Source organism: Streptococcus oralis (assembly GCF_001588645.1).
Classification (GTDB): Bacteria; Bacillota; Bacilli; order Lactobacillales; family Streptococcaceae; genus Streptococcus; species Streptococcus oralis_AB.
In genome coordinates this window covers 230,050-253,204 of the sequence record NZ_LAYF01000003.1, presented here as the reverse complement: position 1 = coordinate 253,204, position 23,155 = coordinate 230,050, and the positions used below count along the sequence as shown (strand labels likewise).

At 32.9% G+C, this 23,155-nt stretch carries 41 protein-coding genes and 3 pseudogenes; all 44 read left to right on the top strand.

The genetic code is table 11. From position 1 onward, the window contains the following. Nucleotides 1-22: 22 nt before the first annotated feature. The 44 genes and pseudogenes from A0739_RS02745 (at nucleotide 23) to A0739_RS02560 (ending at nucleotide 23,126) form a co-directional block, all read left to right on the top strand. Nucleotides 23-706 carry a hypothetical protein gene (locus tag A0739_RS02745; protein WP_061586982.1) on the top strand — a complete coding sequence of 228 codons (684 nt, stop codon included), beginning with the start codon at nucleotides 23-25 and terminating at the stop codon, nucleotides 704-706. 155 nt (nucleotides 707-861) lie between these two features. After that, nucleotides 862-1,461 (top strand): RHS repeat-associated core domain-containing protein, encoded by a 600-nt coding sequence (locus tag A0739_RS10770; protein ID WP_330996802.1) that lies wholly within the window; start codon nucleotides 862-864, stop codon nucleotides 1,459-1,461. A gap of 114 nt (nucleotides 1,462-1,575) precedes the next feature. Beyond that, nucleotides 1,576-2,172, top strand: coding sequence for a hypothetical protein (locus A0739_RS02735; RefSeq protein ID WP_061586981.1), 597 nt, complete (start codon nucleotides 1,576-1,578; stop codon nucleotides 2,170-2,172). Between the two features lie 162 nt (nucleotides 2,173-2,334). Beyond that, nucleotides 2,335-2,844 (top strand): annotated as a pseudogene (locus A0739_RS10415) (RHS repeat domain-containing protein); the annotation flags it as partial. Nucleotides 2,845-3,055: 211 nt separating this feature from the next. Next, the gene (locus A0739_RS02725) at nucleotides 3,056-3,631 is read left to right on the top strand and encodes a hypothetical protein (protein ID WP_061586980.1); all 576 of its coding nucleotides are present in this window, start codon (nucleotides 3,056-3,058) and stop codon (nucleotides 3,629-3,631) included. Nucleotides 3,632-3,850: 219 nt separating this feature from the next. Beyond that, nucleotides 3,851-4,252, top strand: coding sequence for a hypothetical protein (locus tag A0739_RS02720; RefSeq protein WP_061586979.1), 402 nt, complete (start codon nucleotides 3,851-3,853; stop codon nucleotides 4,250-4,252). Nucleotides 4,253-4,381: 129 nt separating this feature from the next. After that, nucleotides 4,382-4,816 carry an SMI1/KNR4 family protein gene (locus A0739_RS02715; protein WP_061587127.1) on the top strand — a complete coding sequence of 145 codons (435 nt, stop codon included), beginning with the start codon at nucleotides 4,382-4,384 and terminating at the stop codon, nucleotides 4,814-4,816. Nucleotides 4,817-4,999: 183 nt separating this feature from the next. Next, nucleotides 5,000-5,248, top strand: a complete 249-nt coding sequence (locus A0739_RS02710) for a hypothetical protein (RefSeq protein WP_061586978.1) — start codon at nucleotides 5,000-5,002, stop codon at nucleotides 5,246-5,248. A gap of 200 nt (nucleotides 5,249-5,448) precedes the next feature. Continuing rightward, the gene (locus tag A0739_RS10835) at nucleotides 5,449-5,520 is read left to right on the top strand and encodes a hypothetical protein (RefSeq protein ID WP_196755707.1); all 72 of its coding nucleotides are present in this window, start codon (nucleotides 5,449-5,451) and stop codon (nucleotides 5,518-5,520) included. A 288-nt stretch (nucleotides 5,521-5,808) separates the two neighbouring features. After that, nucleotides 5,809-6,093 (top strand): type II toxin-antitoxin system RelB/ParD family antitoxin, encoded by a 285-nt coding sequence (gene relB, locus A0739_RS02705; RefSeq protein ID WP_033629679.1) that lies wholly within the window; start codon nucleotides 5,809-5,811, stop codon nucleotides 6,091-6,093. Further along, nucleotides 6,083-6,436, top strand: a complete 354-nt coding sequence (locus A0739_RS02700) for a type II toxin-antitoxin system RelE/ParE family toxin (RefSeq protein WP_061586977.1) — start codon at nucleotides 6,083-6,085, stop codon at nucleotides 6,434-6,436. The genes relB and A0739_RS02700 overlap by 11 nt, the downstream gene beginning before the upstream one ends. A gap of 190 nt (nucleotides 6,437-6,626) precedes the next feature. Next, the gene (locus A0739_RS02695; protein WP_061586976.1) at nucleotides 6,627-7,034 is read left to right on the top strand and encodes a hypothetical protein; all 408 of its coding nucleotides are present in this window, start codon (nucleotides 6,627-6,629) and stop codon (nucleotides 7,032-7,034) included. Between the two features lie 19 nt (nucleotides 7,035-7,053). Next, nucleotides 7,054-7,536 (top strand): SMI1/KNR4 family protein, encoded by a 483-nt coding sequence (locus tag A0739_RS02690; RefSeq protein WP_061586975.1) that lies wholly within the window; start codon nucleotides 7,054-7,056, stop codon nucleotides 7,534-7,536. A gap of 356 nt (nucleotides 7,537-7,892) precedes the next feature. Then, nucleotides 7,893-8,489, top strand: a complete 597-nt coding sequence (locus A0739_RS02685; RefSeq protein ID WP_061586974.1) for an Imm43 family immunity protein — start codon at nucleotides 7,893-7,895, stop codon at nucleotides 8,487-8,489. Nucleotides 8,490-8,724: 235 nt separating this feature from the next. After that, the gene (locus A0739_RS10830; protein ID WP_414162708.1) at nucleotides 8,725-8,877 is read left to right on the top strand and encodes a hypothetical protein; all 153 of its coding nucleotides are present in this window, start codon (nucleotides 8,725-8,727) and stop codon (nucleotides 8,875-8,877) included. Further along, entirely contained in the window at nucleotides 8,829-9,251 is a 423-nt protein-coding gene (locus A0739_RS10035) for a colicin E3/pyocin S6 family cytotoxin (protein ID WP_231082568.1), read from the top strand. Before A0739_RS10830 ends, A0739_RS10035 begins: the two co-directional genes overlap by 49 nt. Next, nucleotides 9,248-9,493 (top strand): DUF7683 domain-containing protein, encoded by a 246-nt coding sequence (locus tag A0739_RS02675; protein WP_061586973.1) that lies wholly within the window; start codon nucleotides 9,248-9,250, stop codon nucleotides 9,491-9,493. The genes A0739_RS10035 and A0739_RS02675 overlap by 4 nt, the downstream gene beginning before the upstream one ends. After that, a complete protein-coding gene (locus A0739_RS10825) occupies nucleotides 9,456-9,803 on the top strand; it encodes a polymorphic toxin type 50 domain-containing protein (RefSeq protein ID WP_082243788.1) in 348 nt (115 codons plus the stop codon). The genes A0739_RS02675 and A0739_RS10825 overlap by 38 nt, the downstream gene beginning before the upstream one ends. After that, nucleotides 9,800-9,934 carry a polymorphic toxin type 50 domain-containing protein gene (locus A0739_RS10820; protein ID WP_082243800.1) on the top strand — a complete coding sequence of 45 codons (135 nt, stop codon included), beginning with the start codon at nucleotides 9,800-9,802 and terminating at the stop codon, nucleotides 9,932-9,934. The genes A0739_RS10825 and A0739_RS10820 overlap by 4 nt, the downstream gene beginning before the upstream one ends. 28 nt (nucleotides 9,935-9,962) lie before the next feature. Beyond that, nucleotides 9,963-10,259 (top strand): hypothetical protein, encoded by a 297-nt coding sequence (locus tag A0739_RS02670; protein ID WP_231082566.1) that lies wholly within the window; start codon nucleotides 9,963-9,965, stop codon nucleotides 10,257-10,259. Further along, nucleotides 10,260-10,439, top strand: coding sequence for an HNH endonuclease (locus tag A0739_RS10815; RefSeq protein WP_082243787.1), 180 nt, complete (start codon nucleotides 10,260-10,262; stop codon nucleotides 10,437-10,439). A 37-nt stretch (nucleotides 10,440-10,476) separates the two neighbouring features. Beyond that, complete coding sequence (locus tag A0739_RS02665) at nucleotides 10,477-10,962, top strand: SMI1/KNR4 family protein (protein WP_061586971.1); 486 nt, start codon at nucleotides 10,477-10,479, stop codon at nucleotides 10,960-10,962. Between the two features lie 84 nt (nucleotides 10,963-11,046). Then, a complete protein-coding gene (locus A0739_RS02660; RefSeq protein WP_231082565.1) occupies nucleotides 11,047-11,253 on the top strand; it encodes an RHS domain-containing protein in 207 nt (68 codons plus the stop codon). Continuing rightward, a pseudogene (locus A0739_RS10400) lies at nucleotides 11,253-11,575 on the top strand (polymorphic toxin type 34 domain-containing protein); the annotation flags it as partial. The gene A0739_RS02660 and the pseudogene A0739_RS10400, both read left to right, overlap by 1 nt. An 87-nt stretch (nucleotides 11,576-11,662) precedes the next feature. Continuing rightward, on the top strand, nucleotides 11,663-12,475 hold the full coding sequence (locus A0739_RS02650; RefSeq protein WP_061586968.1) for a hypothetical protein: 813 nt from the start codon (nucleotides 11,663-11,665) through the stop codon (nucleotides 12,473-12,475). Nucleotides 12,476-13,188: 713 nt separating this feature from the next. Then, the gene (locus tag A0739_RS10015; protein ID WP_082243786.1) at nucleotides 13,189-13,710 is read left to right on the top strand and encodes an RHS repeat-associated core domain-containing protein; all 522 of its coding nucleotides are present in this window, start codon (nucleotides 13,189-13,191) and stop codon (nucleotides 13,708-13,710) included. A 44-nt stretch (nucleotides 13,711-13,754) separates the two neighbouring features. Then, nucleotides 13,755-14,228 carry a hypothetical protein gene (locus A0739_RS02635; protein WP_061586967.1) on the top strand — a complete coding sequence of 158 codons (474 nt, stop codon included), beginning with the start codon at nucleotides 13,755-13,757 and terminating at the stop codon, nucleotides 14,226-14,228. Between the two features lie 299 nt (nucleotides 14,229-14,527). Then, nucleotides 14,528-14,914: an ankyrin repeat domain-containing protein gene (locus A0739_RS02630; RefSeq protein ID WP_061586966.1), complete on the top strand. Its 387-nt coding sequence runs from the start codon at nucleotides 14,528-14,530 to the stop codon at nucleotides 14,912-14,914. A gap of 96 nt (nucleotides 14,915-15,010) precedes the next feature. Continuing rightward, entirely contained in the window at nucleotides 15,011-15,880 is an 870-nt protein-coding gene (locus A0739_RS02625) for a hypothetical protein (protein ID WP_231082563.1), read from the top strand. A gap of 141 nt (nucleotides 15,881-16,021) precedes the next feature. After that, the gene (locus A0739_RS10320) at nucleotides 16,022-16,219 is read left to right on the top strand and encodes a hypothetical protein (RefSeq protein ID WP_061586965.1); all 198 of its coding nucleotides are present in this window, start codon (nucleotides 16,022-16,024) and stop codon (nucleotides 16,217-16,219) included. Between the two features lie 96 nt (nucleotides 16,220-16,315). Further along, the gene (locus tag A0739_RS02615; protein WP_061586964.1) at nucleotides 16,316-16,657 is read left to right on the top strand and encodes a hypothetical protein; all 342 of its coding nucleotides are present in this window, start codon (nucleotides 16,316-16,318) and stop codon (nucleotides 16,655-16,657) included. 62 nt (nucleotides 16,658-16,719) lie between these two features. Then, nucleotides 16,720-17,157 (top strand): DUF4265 domain-containing protein, encoded by a 438-nt coding sequence (locus A0739_RS02610; RefSeq protein WP_231082562.1) that lies wholly within the window; start codon nucleotides 16,720-16,722, stop codon nucleotides 17,155-17,157. A 239-nt stretch (nucleotides 17,158-17,396) separates the two neighbouring features. After that, nucleotides 17,397-17,705, top strand: a complete 309-nt coding sequence (locus tag A0739_RS02605) for a barstar family protein (RefSeq protein WP_061586962.1) — start codon at nucleotides 17,397-17,399, stop codon at nucleotides 17,703-17,705. Nucleotides 17,706-18,069: 364 nt separating this feature from the next. Further along, complete coding sequence (locus A0739_RS10315; RefSeq protein WP_061586961.1) at nucleotides 18,070-18,321, top strand: hypothetical protein; 252 nt, start codon at nucleotides 18,070-18,072, stop codon at nucleotides 18,319-18,321. 206 nt (nucleotides 18,322-18,527) lie between these two features. Beyond that, nucleotides 18,528-18,851, top strand: a complete 324-nt coding sequence (locus A0739_RS02595; RefSeq protein WP_061586960.1) for an SEL1-like repeat protein — start codon at nucleotides 18,528-18,530, stop codon at nucleotides 18,849-18,851. A gap of 136 nt (nucleotides 18,852-18,987) precedes the next feature. Then, entirely contained in the window at nucleotides 18,988-19,572 is a 585-nt protein-coding gene (locus A0739_RS02590) for a hypothetical protein (RefSeq protein WP_061586959.1), read from the top strand. A 23-nt stretch (nucleotides 19,573-19,595) separates the two neighbouring features. Further along, a complete protein-coding gene (locus tag A0739_RS02585; protein ID WP_061586958.1) occupies nucleotides 19,596-20,000 on the top strand; it encodes an NTF2 fold immunity protein in 405 nt (134 codons plus the stop codon). A 59-nt stretch (nucleotides 20,001-20,059) separates the two neighbouring features. Next, nucleotides 20,060-20,560, top strand: coding sequence for an SMI1/KNR4 family protein (locus A0739_RS02580; protein WP_061586957.1), 501 nt, complete (start codon nucleotides 20,060-20,062; stop codon nucleotides 20,558-20,560). A 461-nt stretch (nucleotides 20,561-21,021) separates the two neighbouring features. Next, nucleotides 21,022-21,555 (top strand): hypothetical protein, encoded by a 534-nt coding sequence (locus tag A0739_RS02575; protein ID WP_061586956.1) that lies wholly within the window; start codon nucleotides 21,022-21,024, stop codon nucleotides 21,553-21,555. 226 nt (nucleotides 21,556-21,781) lie between these two features. After that, entirely contained in the window at nucleotides 21,782-22,045 is a 264-nt protein-coding gene (locus A0739_RS10000; RefSeq protein WP_196755706.1) for an RHS repeat-associated core domain-containing protein, read from the top strand. A gap of 24 nt (nucleotides 22,046-22,069) precedes the next feature. Further along, nucleotides 22,070-22,522: a hypothetical protein gene (locus tag A0739_RS02570; RefSeq protein WP_061586955.1), complete on the top strand. Its 453-nt coding sequence runs from the start codon at nucleotides 22,070-22,072 to the stop codon at nucleotides 22,520-22,522. A 36-nt stretch (nucleotides 22,523-22,558) separates the two neighbouring features. After that, nucleotides 22,559-22,702, top strand: a pseudogene (locus A0739_RS10735) (RHS repeat-associated core domain-containing protein); the annotation flags it as partial. 17 nt (nucleotides 22,703-22,719) lie between these two features. Then, complete coding sequence (locus A0739_RS10730) at nucleotides 22,720-22,848, top strand: hypothetical protein (RefSeq protein WP_263283991.1); 129 nt, start codon at nucleotides 22,720-22,722, stop codon at nucleotides 22,846-22,848. Between the two features lie 2 nt (nucleotides 22,849-22,850). Next, complete coding sequence (locus tag A0739_RS02560; RefSeq protein WP_033629652.1) at nucleotides 22,851-23,126, top strand: hypothetical protein; 276 nt, start codon at nucleotides 22,851-22,853, stop codon at nucleotides 23,124-23,126. The last annotated feature ends 29 nt before the right edge of the window (nucleotides 23,127-23,155 follow it).

Sequence of the window (23,155 nt, the reverse complement as noted above, 5' to 3'; positions counted from 1 at the left end):
AAATGCTATTAAGGAAATTTAAATGTCAAAATTACTTTTTACTTCTTCTAAAACGTCACATAGTATCGGTTATATTGGAGGAGGAGCTGACCATATTCCGTTAGAATTATGGCCTAAAGTTCCAAATTCTGATGACTATCAAACGCATCTGTTTACTCTTTATTCTGACTTTTTACCTGAAAATGTATTTCCTCGTAGAAATTATTATATCTCTGTTTTTATTTCCATAGAGGAGCATGCACTGGGAGGAGTAAAAGACTCTATTTCATCTAAATATACTGTTAATTGTCAGGATGATTTAATTTTACTAAATGATGGTTTTAGTTGTGCTGTTCTTTATGAAAGGGAACAAGATATCGGCAAGCAAGATTTAGGAAGTATTTCTTTGGAAAGAAAATTTTTTGAAAGACTTGATGAAGTTGATAAAGAAGCCGATGCGAAATACAATGAAAATGAACATTTATTCTTTGAAGATAATGGGATGGGATTGGATGTATCCAAAATTTTTGGCAATCCTTATTTTGAACAAGATATAATATATCCTTCTCCTAAGTTTAATTTTTGCTTGCAATTATTAGAAGAAGATATAGATAAAAAGTTACATATTTTTCAGAATGGTATTGGTTATTTTTATTATGACCAAAATGTTAAGAAAAAACTTCTATCTGGAAGTCAAGCAGGTATTTTCTTTATTCAAAACACTTAATAATTAACATAAAACCTTCAGTCCTGACGTAGGATATGTGCGGTACGCACGCACGCGGTTTCGCCTATCAAAACCACATCAACGCAGACGGCGAAAGTAGACAACAAACCCACTTCTTCCACTTCTTCCACTGCGACCTCGGTATCCCGCGTGAGATGACCGATAAGGACGGCAACCTTTTGTGGTTCGGCAACTATACTGGCTGGGGTCGTCTGAAAGAGGAAACCAAGGTAAGGGATAGCGCATACCAACCGTTCCGGCTTCAAAACCAGTATGCCGACCGTGAAACGGGACTGCATTACAACTTCTTCAGGTATTATGAGCCTGATGCGGGTCGGTTTGTGAATCAGGACCCGATTGGGTTGCTGGGCGGGGAGAATCTGTATCGATTCGCGCCGAATGCTCAAATGTGGATAGACAGATTGGGTCTTTGGGGAGATATGAATGGTGCAAGTGCCACAATTTCGGCGGGTGGAGTTAGTGAAACTTACCACAGTTCAAGAACTGGCCATGCTGAAATTAATGGTTTAAATGATTTTTCTCGAAGAGGATTATTAACAGGGAAAGATGTACAAATTGGTAATATTACCGGCGAATTCCGTTCTAGTGGTTCTAAACCTGTTGGTATGTGTACAAATTGTCGTGCCGGTATTTTTGATATTTTGAAAAGAAGTGGTGCAAATAGTGTTTCTTTCCCTGAGACAAGAGGAAATAAAGTTTTGGGAATGATAAAAATTGACGCCTCAGATTTTTGATGACGTACGCAAAGAATTGAGGGCTGTCCGTAATATGGCTGGGACTGACCGAATGCGTTTGGATGCAGCTTGGAAGGTTCTTCATAAATATAATAAGCATGGAAGGTGTTGATTGTGAAAGAAATAATTCATATTAATGAGAGTTCGATTGAATATGACCCTAAAGTAGGTTATCTAAATATAACTTGCGAGTTACCTTTTATATGTGGAGAAGGGGAGTTATATGTCGAAAATCCAAACCCTAATGATGAAAGATTTACTGTAATTAATATTGGGCTATCCTCAGATGATACCTTAGAAGTGCATTTGAACTCAGGTGATTTTGTTGTCGTTAAAAGCGACATGGATGTGAATAAATATTTATTTAAAAAAATTATTGGGGACTTTAGAGATTTCAGTGGATATAATAATAGTGATGATAAATTTAAATTTATTTTCAAGGATAATTCTTTGGAGAGTTTTGATTTATATAGAGATAATGATAATGAAGATTTGGTGTTTTCAATTTCTCTGTTCAAAGAAGAGAATTATTATAGCTTAATTGTTTTTGAGCCTAACCGACCGTGGCAAAAAGATGAAATTGCTAATTTTCAATTTGACGGAAAACAAATTATTTGTCATCTTAAAAACAGCGATATTTTTAACTCGGAAATTGTTTGTGTTCCTTATATTACGGACCTCATTAATAATATATCTGAATTACTTGAATAATAGACAAGGCTGGATTACCAAACCTAACAAAACCTCTTATCTAAAACTTTTCAGACGGCCTCAAACATTTAAGGCCGTCTAAAAAACAAAGAAGCTTCAGAAACGTCATTCCCACATGATTTAGGTGGGAACGACCTCGAAAACCAAACCCACTACTTCCACTGCAACCAAATCGGCATACCGCGCGAGATGACCGACATCTACGGCAATCTCTTATGGTACGGCGAACACACCGCTTGGGGTCGTCTGAAAAAGGACGAACATCAGCCGTTTAGATTGCAGAACCAATACTTCGATGAAGAGACCGGGCTGCATTATAGTTTCTTTCGTTACTATGAGCCTGATACTGGACGTTTCATCAATCAGAACCCGATTGGATTAGCTGGCGGGGAAAATCTTTATTGGTTCGCTCCTAATAGGCAAGATTGGCTAGATCCTTTAGGTTTGGATAGAAAACCAAACCACCGCTTAAGATCACAAATGCCTAATGCGATGCGAGATCATCATACTGTTCCTCAAGAAATGCTTAAAGATGAAGATTTTGTAGCTCAATTAGAACAATGTGGACTTAAAAGTAAAAAGGCAAGACGGCAATTTATAGATCAGCAAATAGTACGTATTGATGCAAAAAAACATGATGATATACATAGGAGAGGTTGGAACCAGCAATAGAAAACTTGGTTTAGTAATAATCCTAATTTCAAATTATCTGACATAATGGATCAAATACAAGTTATGTTGAAACAACACAACATTCCTAGAGCAACTAGAAATTATGTTAGAAATATAAACGAAATGGGCCAACTGCCTTTATAAAACGAAATGGGCCAACTGCCTTTATAATTGGAAAAAAATAATAGATTTTTTGTGAAAGGTAATAATTATGAAATTATTTGAAGTTTATAGCGATCTTTCCTCGCTTTCTGAAAAAACTGATATTTACGGCGATTTTGCTCATATTTTATGGGAAGGACATGCCTCTAAAAAAACTAGAAATGTTCCTAGCCCTGAAATATATATTGAACGACTAGGTCCTGATGTACCAGAGGCCTATGTATCGAACAGAAGCTTGATAGTTTCCCAAAAAATTAAAGATTCTTTATTTACTTCAGGACTAACTGGATTTACTCCAATTCTTGCAGTCAAAAATAAAATTATTAAGTGTGATTGGAAAAATCTTTCAGAAGATTATTTTGAAAAATATTACTCCATTGATGATGTAATTGAGAAAGGTAGACACAATCAATCAATTGCAGACAAAATGCCAAATTTGTGGTGGATAAAAGCTAATGATTTTATTAGATTTCATAAAAAATCTTCTCAAGAATGGGATTATGCTATTGATAATGAATCGGATTTTTATCATGGTGCAGGGGATAAATTAGGAGTTTTTGTTTCTGAAAAAGCTAAAAGCTTCATGGATTCTTTATGCTTACCATTAAAATATAACGAACTTTGAATCTTATTTTTTTTAACAAGTGTAGTCTACATGAGTAATAAGTGCTCCTCTTCATGATTATAAATCAGGTATTATGCCTAAAAGAACAAAAATGAAAGTTGGTATTATTGGTCCACAGGGTCTTAAGTATCCAGGAGAATCATTACAATTTATAGTGCATTCAGAAGAAGTTCAAAAAATAAAATCGAAAAAAATTAAAAGAAATGGAAAGTGTTAGAAATGTCTAAGTTAAAAATTTTGAATGAAACCCCTTTAGAATTTCAAGAAAAAAGTTTTTTTGACAAATGGGAAGTCAGTTACCTTGAATTGATGGAAGTAAATCAAGGTTCTCCCTTAGTTGGAAGTCTATCCATTAACGGTCATGTTATTATTAAAGAACAGGGGTTTGGAGGGCCTTTGTTGTATTTCAATAGAAAAATATATATTCCAGTTTTCATTAGACGGTTTTGCCTTGTTGGATTTAGGCTTGCAATATTAAATTTAGATGATTTATCCATTGAGTATATTGGAGGTATCGAAGACTTGGTTTATCTGAAAGAGATAAAAGATAATAGAATTTATTTCTATACAGATATATATAAAAGCACAGAAAAGAATTTAACTTTATATGAACAAATATAACTCAAGAATATGCTGTAAACAGCATAACCAAAGGACTTCCATATTAATTAAATTTAAAGAATTTAATCAATGGAAACGCGAGTTCTGGTACGACCAAGCTTTAAAAGAATTATCAAGAAGAGGTATTTAATGATTAGCCAAGAAACAATGAATCTACTTATTAAATATTTTCAAGATTACCCTGAGCTTAAAGGGATACCCGCTAGTAGTGAGGAAATCAAACATGCTGAAAATATTTTAGGAATAAAATTTCACGATGATTACATTGGATTTATTAAAAAATTCGGTGGCGCAAGCGCTGGTTTGGATATCCATGCTTTCCATAATTCAACATTAATTGGAAAAGAAACAGTTATCGAATTAACTCAGGGATTTCAAAAACTTTTAGAATTATATGAACAACCAATGAATAAACTTTATGCAATATCAGATGATGGTTCAGGCAATCCTATTTTAATGGATCAACAGGGACATATTTTTATTTATTATCATGATTCATCAGAAATGGAAATGTTATATGAATCACTTGAAAACTTATTTAAAGAAACATTGTTGGGTGAATAGCAAGCCATAGCCCGCATGAAACCTCCAATCACGACGTAAAGTCTTCGCGATACGCATGCACGCGGTTCCTGTTTTTCAAACGACCTCACTATCCTCTTTAAGGTCGTCTGAAATATTGGTTCTTTAACAATCTCATTACCAGTCAGTTACAAAATGTAGTTTCTCGAGGAGCATTATAATATTATGGAAATTAAAAAAGAGTCCAACGACTATATTATTAAATTAAACAACTATGAAGTATTAGTTTTTTTTGAATGGCTTGTTAAATTCGTTGAAAATAATGAAATTATTGATGAAGCTGAGCAAAAAATATTATATGACTTAGAATGCTTATTAGAATCCACATTAGAAGAACCTTTCATGGAAAATTATAAAGATCTAATACATATAGCTAAAGAATCTATTATTAATAATAAGCAAGCTGTAGATTGAGACGAGCCTCAATAAATTGGTTAAAGTCAAAATCTTCAAGAAAGACGGAGAAGCTTCAGACGGCCTCGAAGAGTAAACTGGATTCGTTTCCCGGATTCCTACGAGCCTTAAGCACAGGTTCGAGATTGGTCAACCGAAGACGGCGAAAACCGCCAACAAACCCACTACTTCTACTGCGACCAAATGGCATTCCGCGTGAGATGACTGATTTTCCTGGTAATCTCTTGTGGTACGGCGAATACACCGCTTGGGGTCGTCTGAAAAAAGGATGAGCGGATTTATAAGAACGCACATCCCAAGAGGGCTTTATACAAAAATCGCCTTATATTCTTCTTGTTATTGAGGATATTGATACATTTAAAACTGGAGTTATTAATCTCTTTAATGACTTACTTGATCCTTATAAAAAGTATCTGATTTATCGTGATTTTATCAAAACATATCGCAATATGACTCCGATTGAAATAACTTAGTTCTGTCATTAAACAGAACTTTTTTTCTTGATTAAAGTCTATATCTAGTATATAATCAATCTATAACGTATAGATTGGAGATATATCATGGCTATAACTTTATCGAAACAATACAATTTTAAACTGAATGAAGCCACTATGGAACAAGCTCGAAAAATTATCAAAGAAAAGGGAATGACAATGACAGATGCTATTTCTTTATTTGTGGAGCAAATAGTCCTGGAGCAAGATTTGCCTATTAAGACGGCCGAAGATCTACATAGAGAACAGTTGATTGAAGAATTACAAGCCCAATCTGAGCGTGCCTTGAGAGAATACGAGGCAGGCGAAGGAACTTCCCTAGACGATATGAGGGTACGTTATGGCTTATAAAGTGATTGCTTCAAAAGAGGTCGAGGAAGCTATCGACAATATACACGACTATATAGCTACGGTACTTCTATCCCCTCAATCCGCCAAAAATACTGTGGCTAAAATCTTAGACAGCTTAAAAAGTTTAGAGATTTTTCCTGAAGCAGGCTTTGACGCTGATGAGAAAATCGGAGTAAAGATTAACAGCAAGTATCCCTCACGAGGAAAAATTATAGACCAATATGTTTTGCTTTACTTCATTGACCAAAAACGAAACACTGTTTTTTTATCTCACCTATTCCACACTAAAAGTGACTACGTTACTTTGTTACAAAAAGACAATAAAAAAAGCCCAAATACTTGATACAACTTTCTTAAGTTTATAAGATCTGAAATCTTTATTTTTGGTACCTTTTTGGTACCGTCTTGGTTTAACAATACGGTATATATAATATTTTACAGCTATATCTCCTTTAGAAATCTTGATTCAATAAAGATTTAAACACTATAGAGTATAGCTTTGTAAAATACGGTTTAAAATTGGAGCAAGTAAAATGAAAAAGTTACTGATTGGAATGATTGGAACTATTTTGCTTTTGATAGGAGCTTTAAAAATGTCACAACCACTTACAAAAAATACTCAATATAATGATTTTACTGTTAGATACTATTTAGGAATGACTTTTCCTAAGTATAACCATCCTGCAAAATTGTATGATGAAATCAATTTAGATAAGGTAGACAATATCCGCAAAAGCAAAGAGAATATATCTTATTATATTGGATTCTATAAAGATGGAAAATTAGTCAAATTTGAGAAATATAGTAATGATAATAAAGTAATGGATTTTGTTTATGAATATGATGAGAGGGGAAATCTAATCAAAATTTATAAAAATAACATTGAGGTAAGAAAACCGCTCCAAAAGAAAAGGGAGAAGAAAAAAACTGGTGCTTGTTAAATTGTTAAAGGAGGTTGTTATGCTTAGTTTTTATGATTGCGATAAAAATTTATCTGAAAATGATTTCAATGAAGTTGAAAAAAAATTAGAAGTATCTTTTCCAGCTTCATTCAAGTCACATTACTTCAAATGGAATGGAGGTACTCCCACTCTTTCTTGTTTTGTCAATGATACTATCGATTTTGACTATATTGAAATTCGCGACTTCATTCCAATGAAATATTCTAAGCAGTTTGAGGATGATCCAGATTTTACTTTGGAAGGAAGAACAATAAATGAATGGGAACTTAATGAGTTACCTATAAATCTGATTCCTTTTGCTTTTGATTGGGGAGGGAATTACCTCTGTTTAGAAAAAAATAGTCGGCAAATTATTTATTATGTAAGGGATGTATGGAGTGAAAATATATCAAGAGAAGCTAATTTTAAAAAAAATTCAATTATTATTGCGAAATCATTTGATGAGTTTTTAAATTGTTTAGAAGAAAATCCTGATGATTAATAAACTGGCGTAGCGTCGTGTATATATAGTAAGTGTAACAAGACATAGCTCGCATGAAGCCTTCAATCTCGAAGTAGGATGTGTGTAGTACGCACGAGATTTCTGTTTTTCAGACAACCTCTACCAAATCGCATCCTCTGACGACGGCTACGGCGATTTGAGTGCCGTTTATGGACGTGACAGCAAAGAACTAGCGGTTTCGCCTACCGCAACCATATCATGGTCGATTACAGGCACAAGTGCGACAGCGTGCACGAGATTTACAAGAAAGATTGAAATAACGTTTGAGTCAGTCCATATCTGTTGGAGGATGTTCATCTACCAACTCACCCAAACGATTAGATTAGGAGTGTATTATGAAGAAATTGATGGTGTGGGGATATGCCCTACAAAGCATGGATAAAGCAGCAAAAATGGGGTTACCACGTGTAAGTAGTGGTGTTCTAGGTATATCAGAGAAGTTTAACCCTAAAAAAACGCATCCTGATTTTGACTTTCCATGGAGTTGGTTTGTAAAGGGACAAGAAATTCCTCCAATGCCTGAAAAGGTTTATGTCTGCTTGAAAAAAGCCCGAGGTGTTACTTTTGATTTTCTTCCATATAATGATTTCTTTATCATGTCAGCTCATTTTTTGGAATTTATTAAAAAATACGGATTTGATCATGATTTTGGAATGAGTAAAGCAATTATTGTCAATACAAAAGGTGAGTTATTGACGAATGAAGTCTATTATTTAGTAAGAATAGTTGATTGGGAAATTGAGGATGAAATTGTTTACCCAGATTTAGCATTAGATGAAGATGATTATTCACTGGAGGCATATACTAATTCAGATAAGGATATTTTATTGTCTACCAATTATAATTATTCAGGAGCATTTATGGTGTCAGAAAATTTAAAAGAAAAAATATTGGAAAACTTTTCTTTGCCTTTTCTTTATTCTTTGGAATAGTGGAAGGAATTAAATAATTCAGACTTTTATTGGGATTAATATAAATCAAAGAAGTGTTGAATAAACTTTTTTCCATCCCAACATCTACTCCTTCTCCCGTGGGAGAGGGCTGGGGAGAGAGCAAAACAACAGCTGCGAACCGCTCGCGCAAGTCCGCGATTGGACAACCGAAGACGGCGAAAGCCACCAGCAAACCCACTACTTCCACTGCTACCAAATCAGCATCCCAAGAGAGATGACCGATGACGAAGGCAATCGGGTTTGGTTCGGCAACTATACCGACTGGGGTCGTCTGAAAAATATGAGCGGGTATACAAGTATGCGCACCAGCCGTTCAGATTGCAAAACCAATATACCGATCGTGAAACTGGGCTGCATTACAACCTGATGCGGTATTACGAGCCTGAGGTCGAACGGTTTGTGAATCAGGACCCGATTGGGTTAGAGGGTGTGGAGAATTTTTATTGGTTTGCTCCGAATGTACAAAGGTGGATTGACCCGCTAGGGCTTGCTCCTATTCCAGCACCATCTTCTCTTCCTGGCTTTCCAGGTGCCCAAAGAGCAAAGCCTAAAACTCCTGTGCAAGGAGGTGGAGGATTAAGAAAACGTTGGAAGCTTCCGGGAGCCTGCATTCTCGAATGGGACTCTCAACATGGAGAAGTTGAAAAATATGACAAACGAGGAAAACACCTTGGCGCATTTGACCCCAAGACTGGCAAACAATTAAAAGACTCCATTAAAAACAGAAGGATAGAACCGTGAAAAAAATCATAAGATTTATATCAAAATTTGAAAAAAATGGAGAAAAATTTATTGAGGTTATAAATTTTAAGAATGAACCATCTCTCGATTTTTTACAAAAAATTTTTCATGAAACTGGTCCGATGTATGAAGAATATTGGATATCAAATGAAGTTGCAAAAATAATTGAACCTTATTTATGTGAGAAGTTAGACATAAATAATTATGACTACTTCTTGTCTTGCGAAGAAGATAATATTTAAGCAAAATTCAAAAATCATATTTATAGATAGCGCATACCACCCCTTCCGCCTGCAAAACCAGTATTGCGACCGTGAAACGGGGCTGCATTACAACTTTTTCAGGTATTACGAACCTGATGCAGGGTGGGTTGAACCGTTGGGGCTATCTATTTCAATAGTCATTTATATAGGGCAACAGGGTAGACATATTGCGGGGCATAATAACTTTATCCCTGGTCGGAGCATTCTAACTGCAAATACTCAGGATTTATTTGATTCTTTTCATCAAGGTAATATTCAAATTAGTAGAAGTATTAGTCAAAATAAATAGAAAGTTCATTTTATAATATTGGAAGTTGTGTTGATAAGGATACAGGAGACGAGACTCCGACAGGATGGGGAATAATTCATTCATCCAAAAAAGGAGCCCATATTGTTCCTGCATTGCCTGATATAACATAAATTCTATATTTTATTTGAGGAATTAATTATGAAAAAAGAAATTATTTTAAGTATGCAAATGGCTTTTCTTGGGGCAATTTGTAACAAAGTCAGACTTATTGCATTTGATATGACCGAAGAATTATTTGCTCTTTATGTATATATTGATTCACCACTGACAGATGATGAGTATGAAGCAATAGATTGTGCAGTTACAGATGTATTGGCTGATTTTCCAAATTTTCTATATGAAAAAATATATATTATTGAAAATAATGATAATATTCTTTCATTAAATATATACAAAGGATGCTTTTTTATGAGATTTGAAAATAAAATTGATTAAATAACGCGTTGTAAAAAAACAGCAAAGGATAAATATGGTGCAAAGGCTCCTCCAGGGTTTGTGTGGCATCATGATACAGGAGGGATGATGAGGCTACTTCCTAAAGATATACATAAGTCTGTGAAACATACAGGTAGTGTGGCTCAACATCAAACACGGAAGGGAAAAGGAAAGTGTTAAATAACTTAGTAAAATTAATAATAGGAGTGATTTGAAAGTGAATATTAAATTTAAAAAATTCGGTTTAAGCCCAGAAGACATACAACAGATGAGAAACTATGGAATTTTGCCAGATAAGAGGACTTTACAAAGTCTAAGTAAAGCATATAATTCAATCAACCCAAATATCAAAGATATTATTGAATTTCAATATAAATTAGGTTTTAAGATTGATACAGATTATGTTGATTTTTTACTTAGAAATAATGGAGGGGTTCCATCAAAGGTTAGAATAAAAGGTAATAAGATAGTTATTGATCATTTTCTGTCTTTTAAGTCTGATTATAAACTTAACTCTATCATTGATATATATCCCGATTTTCAGCAATATGGATTTCCTATTGCAAAAACTCCTTCTGGTGATAGTATCATTTTGTCTTCAGATGGAAAAATTCGTTTTTTTAATCATAATATCGATTCTATTGATGAAGAGATCGGAGTTATTGCAGATAATTTTTTAGAATTGCTTGAAAAATTATATTAGTAATCTATGCCCTGTATAAAGCAAGCCGTTGCCTGCACAAAACCTCCAGTTAGGACGTAGGATATGTGCGGTACACACGAACCCTTGGCGCAGGTATGCAACTGGACAACCGAAGACGGTGAAAGCCGCCAGCAAACCCACTACTTCTACTGCGACCATATCGGTATCCCAAGAGAGATGACCGATAAGGACGGTAATTTACTGTGGTTCGGTAACTACACCGGCTGGGCTCGTCTGAAAGAGGAAACCAAGGTAACGGATAGCGCATACCAACCCTTCCGATTGGGTTAATGGGTGGGGAGAATCTGTATCAGTTTGCACTGAACGTACAAAGATCGAACGACCCTAAAAACTTGGCAGTTTTTGCAATACCCCTTATTGCTCCTGAATTGATTGTGTTAAGTAAAGCTGCGCTTGTAACTTTAGATATAGGTATTATTTATGAAAAAGGAAAAAAAGCGCTTGATACAGTAATGATGGCAGCAAATGGAAATCAAGTTGATACTGGAGTTGCTAATCAAGTTTATGAAAAAATAAATGAGTATTTTCAAAGCACAGGAAAAAACCAGATAAATGTGAGGTATTACAAGGATTAATTGATTGTGGACAATTATCTGCCAAACAAGCTAAATCTACTCAAAAAGCTTGGGGATGTCGCCATTCTCGGCATTCGAAAGATAGGAGTAACAGGAAAAATAATATGGCAAATAACAGAATTTCAAGTTTTGACGCTTTTTTAGAATGTAAAGATCTATCAATCAATGACTTATTGGAGAAAATACTACATTCTAATACTATTATTCAATATGAAGCAGCAAAAAGACTACAATTTTTTCAGTATAAAGAGATTATTGATATAATCAGAAATATTCTCTTAACAAGTCGATATAGTGAACATAGAGAAATTGCAAATTTTATCTTGGGACAAATGCAAGAAAAACTTAGCACCACGGAATTGAAAGAGATTTTCTCCATATTAATTCACTCTATTCAAAATGATAAAAGTATTAAAGTAAAATCATCTGCAATATCTTCCTTAGGACATCTATTTAGAAAATATAATCTAGGAGAAGAAGAATTTCGTACTGTGGAAAATAATATTAGTTCCATTTGGAATATAAATAGATATTCTATAATTATTTCTATTGCATTTAGTTCTGCATATTTCCCAAAAAGAGATTATATAAAAGAATATCTTATAAAAAATTTAAACAGCAAGCATCACAAAATTATCTCATGGGTATTGTATGGATTAAAAGGAAAACATTATAAATCTGAATCAATTGAAAATTTACTAATACATAAACTAAGCCAATTTAATGAAAAATCTTATATTTACAATGAAATTATTGCATTTTTAATTTCAATTAGTTCTAAAAAAGTTATCCCTTATATTGAAAAGATACTATTCACTCAAAGTAAAATCGATGATGAAATTTATACTGAACTTAAAAATAATTTATCGGATGAATTTGTGGAATTAAGAAAAAAATTATTAGAAGAATTTAAATAGTTTCTTGACGTACGCCTCAACATCAAACCTGCTTTCGTCTTCAAAGCCAGTAAAACCAACCGCACTACTCACGATAAACATCGATGATCCCCCCATTCTCTAAAGATGATAGAGATTTCTTATTTTGCCATGGATGGAATACATAATGGAATACTTAAAACTATTAACAAAGTTAGCAAAAACTGAAAAATCATATCAGTATGATGAAATAATTAAATTACTTAAGCATCCTGTTGAATTTGAAGAAATTCCCTTGATTACTAGAACTGGAAGAAAAAACCATTTTTGAAAATACTATCCCCAAAACAGTTGAATTTGTTCTTTTTAAATACTGCATTATTTTACATTAATAATATAAATTTAATGGCAAAAGATATTCTGATAGATAACGATTTATCAATATGTATAACATACCCGGATATAAGTTCTGTATCACATAATCTATATAGTTTTTATATACCTAACATATGTATTTATAGGTCGAAATATGAAAATACATTTAGAAATTATCCAGTCTTAAATTTAGAAAATTTCTCATGGTTACATGAATATTCATCTGATTTTAATTATAAAGGCATTTTTAATATTGTTTACTCTAAATTTGATGACGGTTTTGGCCATGAAATTTTCAGGATATTTTTATTAAAAAAGAAGGATATTTAAAACAAGCGTAAATAGAATTAGCCTCCTCCTAACGCATACATTAAGGTCGCCTGAAAAAGGAAACCAACGTAACGGGAACGGCGCACCAACCCTTCCGATTGCAAAACCAGTCCGCTGACCGTGAGACGGGGCTGCATTACAACTTCTTCAGGTATTATGATCCTGATGCGAGACGATTTGTGAATCAGTATCCGATTGGGTTGTGGGGTGGGGAAAATCTGTACAGTTTTGCACTGAATACGCAAGTATGGATTGATCCGCTTGGATTATCGAAAAATGCAATTCAAGTATCTATGAACAAAGCCTTACCTGATGTTGAATCACGTGGCGTACATGTCAATGTCAAACAGGGAAAAAAGTCAATGCACATAGAAATAGTCGGCAAAAAATTACCAGATGGGAAATTCAAATGCTCTTATGAACCTGCAGACCCAAACTCAAAAAATATAAAAGAAAATAACCCTTACCAATGGAAAAAAATCGTAGAAACTGTTGATGATTTTGTACAAAATCCAAAAAACAAAGCCAAATTAAAAATGTTGCTGAAGCAGCTGTCCAAAATTTCCAAATAACACGAGAGATTTCTTTACTACTTTAAAAGCATTAGGAGGATAAGATGGTAGCTAAAATTTTTAAAATAAGAGATTTTTTAAAAAACGGTACTTTTTTAAAGGATTTCTCAACCGAAAATATATCATGCTTCCTAAAAGAGAACAGCAATGAGTCATTCGGAAAGGATATTGTAATGTATTACTTTTATTTTAAGGGATATAATATATCTTTTATATACGATGAAAGTAAAGGAGTACTTAAGGGAGAGCAAATAGAAATATCTAACCATAAAAAAATTAAGAGTAAAAGAATATCTTCTATATTGACATTTGAAAATTTGAAATTAAGCAAATTGAATGGGGATATACATTCTATATATCAAGATGATGATGAGCTTGTCGTTTTTCTTCAAAATGGATTAAATCTCTACTACAACAAATTTAATAAGAAAAAATTTCTACTTACAAAAATAATTAGTCCAGACGAAAATTCTAGAAAGTTAGTAAAATCTACTATGAATCTATATTCTAAATATTAAGTTATAAGGTAAGCGTAGCAAGCCATCCTACGTATGTATGCAGGCTATGTTCAGTATGCACACACTTTCTAATTTTCAAGCGACCTCAATCCTTTTTTCTAGGTCGTCTGAAATATTTCTTCCGTAACAATCTAGGCCAAAACCGCCGATGAATACGGTCAGGACAGTCATACTCAAAAAATACAAGAACGTAAAAACAGATTAAACAATCTAAAAAAAGAACATAAAGAATATTGTGTCACGAGTAATAAATAAAATCCAGATATTAAATTTATCAATTACAACTATAGGTATTGTTAATGAAAAAAGAATTATTATGTATTTTAAAAAAATATGAAACGCATCCTGATTTTTTGGGTGACATTATTGAAGATATAAATCAAGTAGGAGGTATGGATGATACAGTTTTACATATTGCAGCCAGAAATAATTCTTTAAATGATGCTCTTGTATTTCTTCAAAATGGGGCATTGATCGATCTTAAAGGAGACTTAGGATATACCCCCCTACATTATGCATGCATGTTTGGAAATATAGAAATGGTGAAATTACTCCTTGACAATGGATCTGATAAAAATATACAAAATGAATTTGGAGAAAATGCCATTAGAATTGCAATTAACTCATCCAGCAAAAATAAAGAGAAGATAATAAAACTATTAAATAATTTTAATAAACGTAAATAAAAAATAGATAATAAATCAATCAAATGGTGCCACACCTTAAAATGTAGAAAGTAAGACATGATAAAAAACAATCTAATTTTATTAATTAAAAATCAAATGTCAGATAAACAAAAAAATGAAGATGCCTTACATTTAAATACACTTTTACTAAGCTCAATAGAAAACCCTAGTATAGATAATGATTGTTTCATAGAATTATTTAGCTATTATTCTAATATATCCCAAGGTGAAGTGAGTGAACTATTTAATTTACTGCAATCTTTAACCAAAGATGAAATCAATATCATTTATGATTTTTTAGAATATATTTCAAAGTTTGTCAAAGACTTAGGAGTATATTGTGAATTTGAAAAATTTCTTACGGAGGTAAAATATATACAAGAACGAAATTATCTAGAGGAAAAAATTAGGACTACTTTTCCTGTTTTCAAAGTTGATAAAAATAACATCATAAGTTTTGATGATAGTGATAACTCTTATATATTTTCTATAACGCAACTATCTACTAAAACTTGGATTGAGATAACATACGATGATTTTCTCTCAATACTTGAATCACTAGAGTGGCAAGCTTATACTAATAAGGCTATATTATATTTTACTCCTTGCTGTTTAAAATATATTTTTTCTAATTTATCTAAATTTTATTTATATGGTTACGTTGTTGAATTTTTATATATTGCCCTAAGAAACAAACTTACGATATTTAACACTACTCAAATCAACTTAATCATTGATTTTTTAAAATTAATCCAAAATTTTAACCAGGAAATTAGTGTCGAAACACAAAAAAAAAATAACAACTACTATTCAACTTTATTTATAACTTCCGAGACGCAAGGGCATACTTTCCCATACCGCCACCAAACCAGCCTGGCTGATGCGCCATTCTTCCTCAGTTACAATGGGCAAACGCTATATCTTGCGCAACGGCGATATGTTCCATATGAACGGCAAGTTCAATAAAAGATCCCCCCCGTCCAATCTGACCGAGTGCCAATTAGGTTGCTAGGGGGCTTTAACCTTTATTAACTTGCATCGAATACGTAAGGATGGGTTGATTGGTTAGGTCTATCCAAAAAATTAACTAAAGGTATCGTATATCGAATGGGTTCAGCCACTGATAATAATTTAACTCCAAGACCTGGGAAGGATACTGAAAGTGGCCTATCTACATCAATGGATAAACCTACTGGAAAATGCCAAGCAATTGATGTTTCAAAACTTGAAAAATCAGGACTTGAGCCATTAATGATCATGGAAATCATGTATTCATTCGGTCAACTAATGACCCTGGTTTTATAAAATTGAAGGAATGGGCTTCTACTAGGGGAACAGATGTCACACATTCATTCACGCAAGCAGTCAAAAATGCAATAATTAAATAAACGGAGGTTTAAAATGGAAATTAATAAAATAATTGAACATTTTACAAAATTAAGAGAAACTCAAGCTTCAAATGGTAAAGTTCTTAAAGCGGATTTAGATATTTATTTAAAACAATCTAGTTTAAGAATTGTATTCAGTCTACTTTTAAAGGAAAATATTCTTATATACGACGATAATGATGAAATAGTTTTAGAGTTATTTATAAATCGAGAGAATTCAAAAGGAATGGTTGATATATCTGACTCAAGAGGATATTATTTTTTCAAAGACAAAGAAATAACTATTTGCCATGAAAATATTAGTTATTTGGAAGAATTAATATATGATTCTATAAAGGATATTACTAAAGTTTAACTTAAGCAAGTGCGAATTGTTAAATCAAGATCCTACAGTAGGTAGCAAGGTTATATAAGGTAATGAAAATGAAAAAACTTTTTTTAAATCTAGAAGTAATTGATGGTTATCCTCCAGTATCTATGGAAAGCATTTGGACAGAAGTGACTGAAGAAGGTTATCTTAAAGTTAATAATATTCCTTTTTATAGCAAAGAAATCTCTTTAGGTGATATTGTTAGTGGAATACAAACGGAAGAAAATTACTTATTATATGATAAAACTATCATTCATAGTCAAAATAGTACATTGCGGATTGTTTTCTTTAATGAAAACCAGAAATTTAAAGATAAAATATTAACGAAACTAAAAGATCTTGGATGTGAGTATGAAGCATTTAATGTAAATTTCTATGCTATCAACATCCCAATTCAAGTAGATATAGAAGAAATATATATTTTCTTAGATGAGTTTGTGGAAACTGACGATTTAGATTATGAAACAGGGTATTTGGCACAATAATTTGTGCAAGCTATAACTTGCGTAATATCGTAATATGTAGAAAATTCTAGCATTGTTTACGTAGAAGAAATTTTAAGACTATGTGGTAGCAGCCACCTCTTGCAAGAAGTCCCCCCGGACGGCAGATATAGCTATATCTATACCGAATAACGGATTCTACTACCTTGGAAAATGGAAAAATCGTACCAATTCTGCAAATATTTGAACCTATTTAGCAGGAAGCATAGGGAGGTTGCATTATGAATACCAATAAAAAGATCATAGATATAAATTTATTAAAATTAAAAACAAAACAAATTTTTTTAAATACATTAAATCAAGAACTTAATTTTCCAAGCTATTTTGGATCAAATTTAGATGCTTTAGATGAATGCATGAGAGATTTAAGTTGGATTCAAGAGAAAGAAATTATTTTGAATTTTAATAATATTAATAAACTAAAGGATAGAAATAGTGAGTTATATTATTTAATACATGATGCATTATCTTTCTACAAACAATACTGGGAAGAAAATAATCATGAAAAAATAGTTACAATAAATTTCTAACTTACATGTTTGTATGAAATGATTTTCAGACGACCTTCTTCTTATATAAAAATCGTTGTCCTGACAATTCAGATAATGATAAAGATACATATAATGTAGCAAGTCGTAGCCCGCATGAAACTTCCAATCCTGACATAGGGCATTACGGTACACACGAACCTTTAGCCCAAGTCCACGACTGGACAACCGAAGACGGTGAAAGCCGCCAGTAAACCCACTACTTCCACTGCTACCAAATCGGCATACCAAGAGTTAACCGATAAAGACGGCAACCTCTTGTGGTTCGGCAACTACACCGGCTGGGGTCGTCTGAAAGAGGAAACTCGAGTAACGGATAGCGCATACCAACCCTTCCGATTGGGTTGTGGGTGGAGAGAATCTGTATCAGTTTGCACCTAATACCCAAGTATGGGTCGATTGGTTAGGTTTAGCTGGACTTGATATGAATTTATTCCCAGCTAATGAAGACATACACTCTTACGTTCAAAAAGTTGCCAATAAATCGAATACTTTCCAAGTAGGAGGGCATGACAATCCTTCGTTGATGGTAGATGAGGCTACAGGTGAAAGATTGGATGTTAAAAAATTAGCAGCGAGAATTTTAAAAAAATCCTAACTATGAATCAGGTATGACGGTTGAGATTTTATCCTGTAATACAGGAAAAGGAGCAAACCCTCTCGGACAACAACTTGCTAATGAATTAAATACTACAGTTAAAGCACTAAATGAATATCTTTGGTTTTCAAGTAACGGAAAATTAACATCGATGAGAATCAACACCTTTAATATCATATAAACAACAACCAGAAAGGAATGAGAAAATGACTAATTGCATATCAACAGGTAGTATTTATTGGATTTCAGATGAAGAAATTCATATTCTCGAAGAGAAGGTCACTAATGGAGATAAAAACTCAGCATTTAAATTGTATCAATATCATATGTTTGTATCTTTAGATCAAGATTCGGAATTTAAATGGCTAGAGATAGCGGCAAAAAATGGACATCCAATTGCCCAATCTAATTTAGCTGATTTATTTTTCACACAAGGCAATAAAGAAAAAGCTATATTTTGGGCTAAAAAAGCATATAGAAATGGTGCCAAACTACCAGACGAATTAAAAATATTGATAAATATCAATTAATTAATAAGATTTAGCCGATTATCGTTACAAACCTAAAACTTCTGGAGGAGGAGGATTAAGAAAAGAAACCAAGAAATTTCTTAGAAAATTGAAAAAAGCAGGTAAGAAATGCCCTTAAATTTTTAGGAGAATTTAAATGAAAAAAAATGGATACGTTAATTTTAACTTTTTAGATAGTAAGTCCAATATAAATGATATATTAGTTGGGCTAGATTTAGACTATTCAAATAAAGTCATAGCGCCAGATGGTCATGAGTTAGCATTGGTTGCTTTTATACCAATTGAAAATCTACTAACTATCGCACCTCAATTTAAAACAGATTTTCAGGATATGGAATATAAAGATAAAGCAATTTACGTTTTTTCTTATTATGATAAAGAAGATTATTTTCTTGACTACATTACTGAAATTGACGATGCTATTCAAGGATACACGAAAGTTATCATCGGAGATAAAAATCAGTTCAAGTTTAACCTAGATAATTTTTATCCAATTAATCCTATTGAGAATTTAGATGAAATGAGTTTTTTAGGAGGACAACCTCAATATTTACAACAAGAGAGTGATGATTTTCTAGAAAAATATATTTTCATAGGTCAAATCTTAGGAATGGATCTACCTGAAAAAATAAATGAAATTTTTTATCTAACTGAGAACATCGGATATATTTTTATAAATCGAGATCTATCTGGTGGATTATTCTTCGTACAAACAACTTAAACAAAACTAAAAAGGATTAAATTATGAATGAAAGTATTGAAACTGAATTAAATTGTTTTCTGATGGAAATGTATAAATGGGAAGATAATGCTAATAAGCATATTGATGCAGGCACAGATATTCCTGATGAGATATTGAAACAAACACTAAAGGAAATATACGATAAATACCTAACAGATAAACCAAGAAAAATGGGAAAGTTAGAATGTATGACTATTAACTACCCTCCGACATTTAATCCGAACAATGAGAAAATCATTGAAATAGAAGAAAAAAGTAGCTCTATAACTGTAAAAAGTGATGTGCTTTACGCTGGAATGGAAGCACAAAGACTTTATAAATTTAAAAAACAGGCAGGCCTCTGGAAATTAGATAATGTAAAAGAATTTGATAGTTATGATGGGAAATGGTATTCTATACATATCTAAATTAAAGTAATTAGCAAACCGTAGCCTGAACAAAAACTCTCAGTCCTAAGGAGTATTTTATGAAAATCAAAGAATTAATTGAAAAATTAGAACAAAAAGGTAGCCATCAATTTTTGAAGGCAGTATCAAAACCAAAATTTGCTTTTCCTTTGCCAAAAGATTTAGAATTCTTTTATGAAAATTATGAATATGCTATTCTTAATATTAATACTTCTTGTGAGATAAGAATCAGTTCACTTTCTGAATTGCAACCAACAAACCAAATTCTATATCCAGCTGATGATGTTATTTGGGAGGAGTTGGCAGATGATATCAGTAATGATTGGTTCATGATTGCATCTTCTCAAGAGCTTGGTCAATTTATCAGTATAGACTTAAACAAAAAAAGATTTGGTTTTTGTTATGATAGTTTTATAGAAACTCATGCTACACCTGATGAGTCTCCCATTATTGCTAAGTCATTTACAGAACTACTGGAGAAATTGGTTTCCAATGAAAAAGAATGGTTTTGGTTAGATTCCTCTTTTCAAAGCTATGGTGATGCTTATGAAGATGAATAAGTAAGTTGTAGCCCGTATGAAACTCTCTATCACAATGGAGAGTATGTTTTGGCAGCACGTAAGTAGTTTCTAACATAGCAAATGGCAAAAAATGGAATGATATCGACTATGGAAGCGTTGCAACTAGTGGTGCTATCGGTGCAGTAGCTGGACCAGCATTAGGGAAGGCTGGCAAATTAGCTGCCAGTAAATGTAAAAATGCCTTTGGCCCTGCAAAAAACTGGTATAGAAAGAAACCATCCTATAGCAAGTCTGGAGGGTTTAAAACTCAAAACTCTATTTCATGGGGTGCTTCTCCAGCTAAAAATGGAAAATATGTTAGTCAAATAGGAAATCCCACACTAAGAAGGTTTAAGCAATATATTCGAAATAAACACCTGCCTCTAGGTAAATTATGGTGGAGAACTAGAGATCCAGGGCATTTTCATATCAAAAAGTAAATAAATATAGAGGATTGGAAAATGTATAAAAGAATTCAAAGAGAAAGCAGTGAAAAAAACACTCAGATTAACTTGAAAAATATTTTAGAAAAAGTAAATAAGAGTCCAAATTACCGCTGCTTTTTATGTGCAACTGGGTTAGATTTAAAATTTTTTGAATCTCTATCTAAAAATCATAATGTTAAGATTATATGGCATGGTAACCTTAAAAAAGGCTTTTTTGGTTTTTTGTTAAAATTCATTCCAAGTCGTATAGGAATTATTGAATTTTTAAAACCAATTGACGAAGATTATTTTGAAAATCTTTTATATGATTGCGGTCCCTCTCTAACAACTATAGTTATTATGAGCAATGAAAATAAAATCCCAAATTTCATAAGCTCATTTCAAAATAATCCGAGTCTAGAAAATTTTGAATCGAGCATACTAGAAGATAACAATGCTCTAATTTATGTCATTGGTGTCAGCGATATCGATGATGGTATTAATTACGAGGAAATAGTCTTTACACAGGATGCATGGTTAGATATTTTTAATAACAAACCACATGACTAATATTCTAGAAATCGTCGAGTTGTTTACACAACAGCAAGTTGTAGCCTGAATATGCAGGTTGTGTACCGTACGCACGCGGTTTCGCCTATCGAAACCTCATTAATGAAGACGGAGAAAGCGACCAACAGACCCACTACTTCCACTGCGACCAAATCGGTGTACAGAGAGAGATGACCGATAAAGTCGCAACCTCTTGTGATTCGGCGAATACACCGCTTGGGGCAGTCTGAAAGAGGAAACCAATGTAACGGATAGCGCATACCAACCCTCCCGCTTACGGAACCAGTATGCCTACCGTGGGACGGGGCTGCATTACAACTTCTTCAGGTATTATGAACCTGATGCGGGGCCGTTTGTGAATCAGGATCCGATTGGGTTGTGGGGCGGGGATAATCTATATCAGTTTGCGCCGAATATACAAATTTGGCCTCAAATAAGGTATTTACCTGTAGGTACTCCTATAAAAAATACGTATTCTGTAGAATATTAATCACATTTATGATTGGAGGTTGTTATGAACTTATCTCAAATAATTAAACATTATAGAAATTGTTTGTCTAACTTACCTGATGCTCCTTTATACGGAAATATTCCTCAAGGTGCGGATAGGATAAGTGAACAGCTAGAGCAATTTTTGGCACCTGAACATAAACAATTTTTATTATTATGTAATGGAGGTTCTTTTGGAGATATAGAATTATGGAGTACAGAAGAGATATTGGATAGACAATATAGAGTACCAAAAAATTTACAAGACTATACTTATGAAATAGGACAAGTTTTATATGAACCAATTTTTTTAAATAGGCTCAATGATCAAGTAACATTTAATGTTGATAGTAGAAAAAGTATTCCTTTCTCTTCATTTATTGAGGAATATATATTTGGAAGTGGATATAAATATATATTTGATAGTGCTGATATAGATGATATGTGGTACTCCTTTCTACAAGATAACCCTATTTAGAATCTAAATTGTGTAAGGACGACCTCACTATCTTCTTTGAGATCGTTGAAAAAGGATGAAAGGTTTTACAAGAACACGCATCAGCCGTTCCGACTTCAAAACCAATACTTTGATAAAGAAACCGGGTTGCATTACAACTTCTTCAGGTATTATGAACAGGATGCCGGGCGGTTTGTGAATCAGGAAAAGATTATGCTATGTATAAAGAAACGGGGCGTTGTAAAGAACATGATAATCCAAAAGGAACAGGACATGGAAAATACCCGCATATAAATATTAGATGTCCGGATGGAAAACAAGTACTTATTGATATTATAGGAAAATAGATATGTTAAATTTAACTAATTTACAAACAAAAGGATATGATGAACTTATTGAAATTGATGGAGAAGTTGTTTATCAAGTGTTTGCTATTAAGAAAAGTAATGGAATTTATATTACATATTACTATACGGTACCCAAAAATAAATTGGATCAGGCTGAAGATTATGAGATAGAAGAATTCAATGAATTTAATGAATTTGAATTAGCTATAAAACATATTCAATCAAAAGGAGCAAATCTATCAAGATTTAATGTATTTAAAGGTAAAAAGCCTCTTTAAGACCATTTTTAGACCATAGGTTGGGTCGA

Bases quoted from the DNA above. Each gene is read 5' to 3' on its own strand.
- A0739_RS02745 (WP_061586982.1), top strand. From the start codon at position 23: ATGTCAAAATTACTTTTTACTTCTTCTAAAACGTCACATAGTATCGGT.
- A0739_RS10770 (WP_330996802.1), top strand. From the start codon at position 862: ATGACCGATAAGGACGGCAACCTTTTGTGGTTCGGCAACTATACTGGC.
- A0739_RS02725 (WP_061586980.1), top strand. From the start codon at position 3,056: ATGAAATTATTTGAAGTTTATAGCGATCTTTCCTCGCTTTCTGAAAAA.
- A0739_RS02720 (WP_061586979.1), top strand. From the start codon at position 3,851: ATGTCTAAGTTAAAAATTTTGAATGAAACCCCTTTAGAATTTCAAGAA.
- A0739_RS02715 (WP_061587127.1), top strand. From the start codon at position 4,382: ATGATTAGCCAAGAAACAATGAATCTACTTATTAAATATTTTCAAGAT.
- A0739_RS02710 (WP_061586978.1), top strand. From the start codon at position 5,000: ATGGAAATTAAAAAAGAGTCCAACGACTATATTATTAAATTAAACAAC.
- relB (WP_033629679.1), top strand. From the start codon at position 5,809: ATGGCTATAACTTTATCGAAACAATACAATTTTAAACTGAATGAAGCC.
- A0739_RS02700 (WP_061586977.1), top strand. From the start codon at position 6,083: ATGGCTTATAAAGTGATTGCTTCAAAAGAGGTCGAGGAAGCTATCGAC.
- A0739_RS02695 (WP_061586976.1), top strand. From the start codon at position 6,627: ATGAAAAAGTTACTGATTGGAATGATTGGAACTATTTTGCTTTTGATA.
- A0739_RS02690 (WP_061586975.1), top strand. From the start codon at position 7,054: ATGCTTAGTTTTTATGATTGCGATAAAAATTTATCTGAAAATGATTTC.
- A0739_RS02685 (WP_061586974.1), top strand. From the start codon at position 7,893: ATGAAGAAATTGATGGTGTGGGGATATGCCCTACAAAGCATGGATAAA.
- A0739_RS10830 (WP_414162708.1), top strand. From the start codon at position 8,725: ATGACCGATGACGAAGGCAATCGGGTTTGGTTCGGCAACTATACCGAC.
- A0739_RS10825 (WP_082243788.1), top strand. From the start codon at position 9,456: ATGACTACTTCTTGTCTTGCGAAGAAGATAATATTTAAGCAAAATTCA.
- A0739_RS02670 (WP_231082566.1), top strand. From the start codon at position 9,963: ATGAAAAAAGAAATTATTTTAAGTATGCAAATGGCTTTTCTTGGGGCA.
- A0739_RS02650 (WP_061586968.1), top strand. From the start codon at position 11,663: ATGGCAAATAACAGAATTTCAAGTTTTGACGCTTTTTTAGAATGTAAA.
- A0739_RS02635 (WP_061586967.1), top strand. From the start codon at position 13,755: ATGGTAGCTAAAATTTTTAAAATAAGAGATTTTTTAAAAAACGGTACT.
- A0739_RS02630 (WP_061586966.1), top strand. From the start codon at position 14,528: ATGAAAAAAGAATTATTATGTATTTTAAAAAAATATGAAACGCATCCT.
- A0739_RS02625 (WP_231082563.1), top strand. From the start codon at position 15,011: ATGTCAGATAAACAAAAAAATGAAGATGCCTTACATTTAAATACACTT.
- A0739_RS10320 (WP_061586965.1), top strand. From the start codon at position 16,022: ATGGGTTCAGCCACTGATAATAATTTAACTCCAAGACCTGGGAAGGAT.
- A0739_RS02615 (WP_061586964.1), top strand. From the start codon at position 16,316: ATGGAAATTAATAAAATAATTGAACATTTTACAAAATTAAGAGAAACT.
- A0739_RS02610 (WP_231082562.1), top strand. From the start codon at position 16,720: ATGAAAATGAAAAAACTTTTTTTAAATCTAGAAGTAATTGATGGTTAT.
- A0739_RS02605 (WP_061586962.1), top strand. From the start codon at position 17,397: ATGAATACCAATAAAAAGATCATAGATATAAATTTATTAAAATTAAAA.
- A0739_RS02595 (WP_061586960.1), top strand. From the start codon at position 18,528: ATGACTAATTGCATATCAACAGGTAGTATTTATTGGATTTCAGATGAA.
- A0739_RS02590 (WP_061586959.1), top strand. From the start codon at position 18,988: ATGAAAAAAAATGGATACGTTAATTTTAACTTTTTAGATAGTAAGTCC.
- A0739_RS02585 (WP_061586958.1), top strand. From the start codon at position 19,596: ATGAATGAAAGTATTGAAACTGAATTAAATTGTTTTCTGATGGAAATG.
- A0739_RS02580 (WP_061586957.1), top strand. From the start codon at position 20,060: ATGAAAATCAAAGAATTAATTGAAAAATTAGAACAAAAAGGTAGCCAT.
- A0739_RS02575 (WP_061586956.1), top strand. From the start codon at position 21,022: ATGTATAAAAGAATTCAAAGAGAAAGCAGTGAAAAAAACACTCAGATT.
- A0739_RS02570 (WP_061586955.1), top strand. From the start codon at position 22,070: ATGAACTTATCTCAAATAATTAAACATTATAGAAATTGTTTGTCTAAC.
- A0739_RS10730 (WP_263283991.1), top strand. From the start codon at position 22,720: ATGTATAAAGAAACGGGGCGTTGTAAAGAACATGATAATCCAAAAGGA.
- A0739_RS02560 (WP_033629652.1), top strand. From the start codon at position 22,851: ATGTTAAATTTAACTAATTTACAAACAAAAGGATATGATGAACTTATT.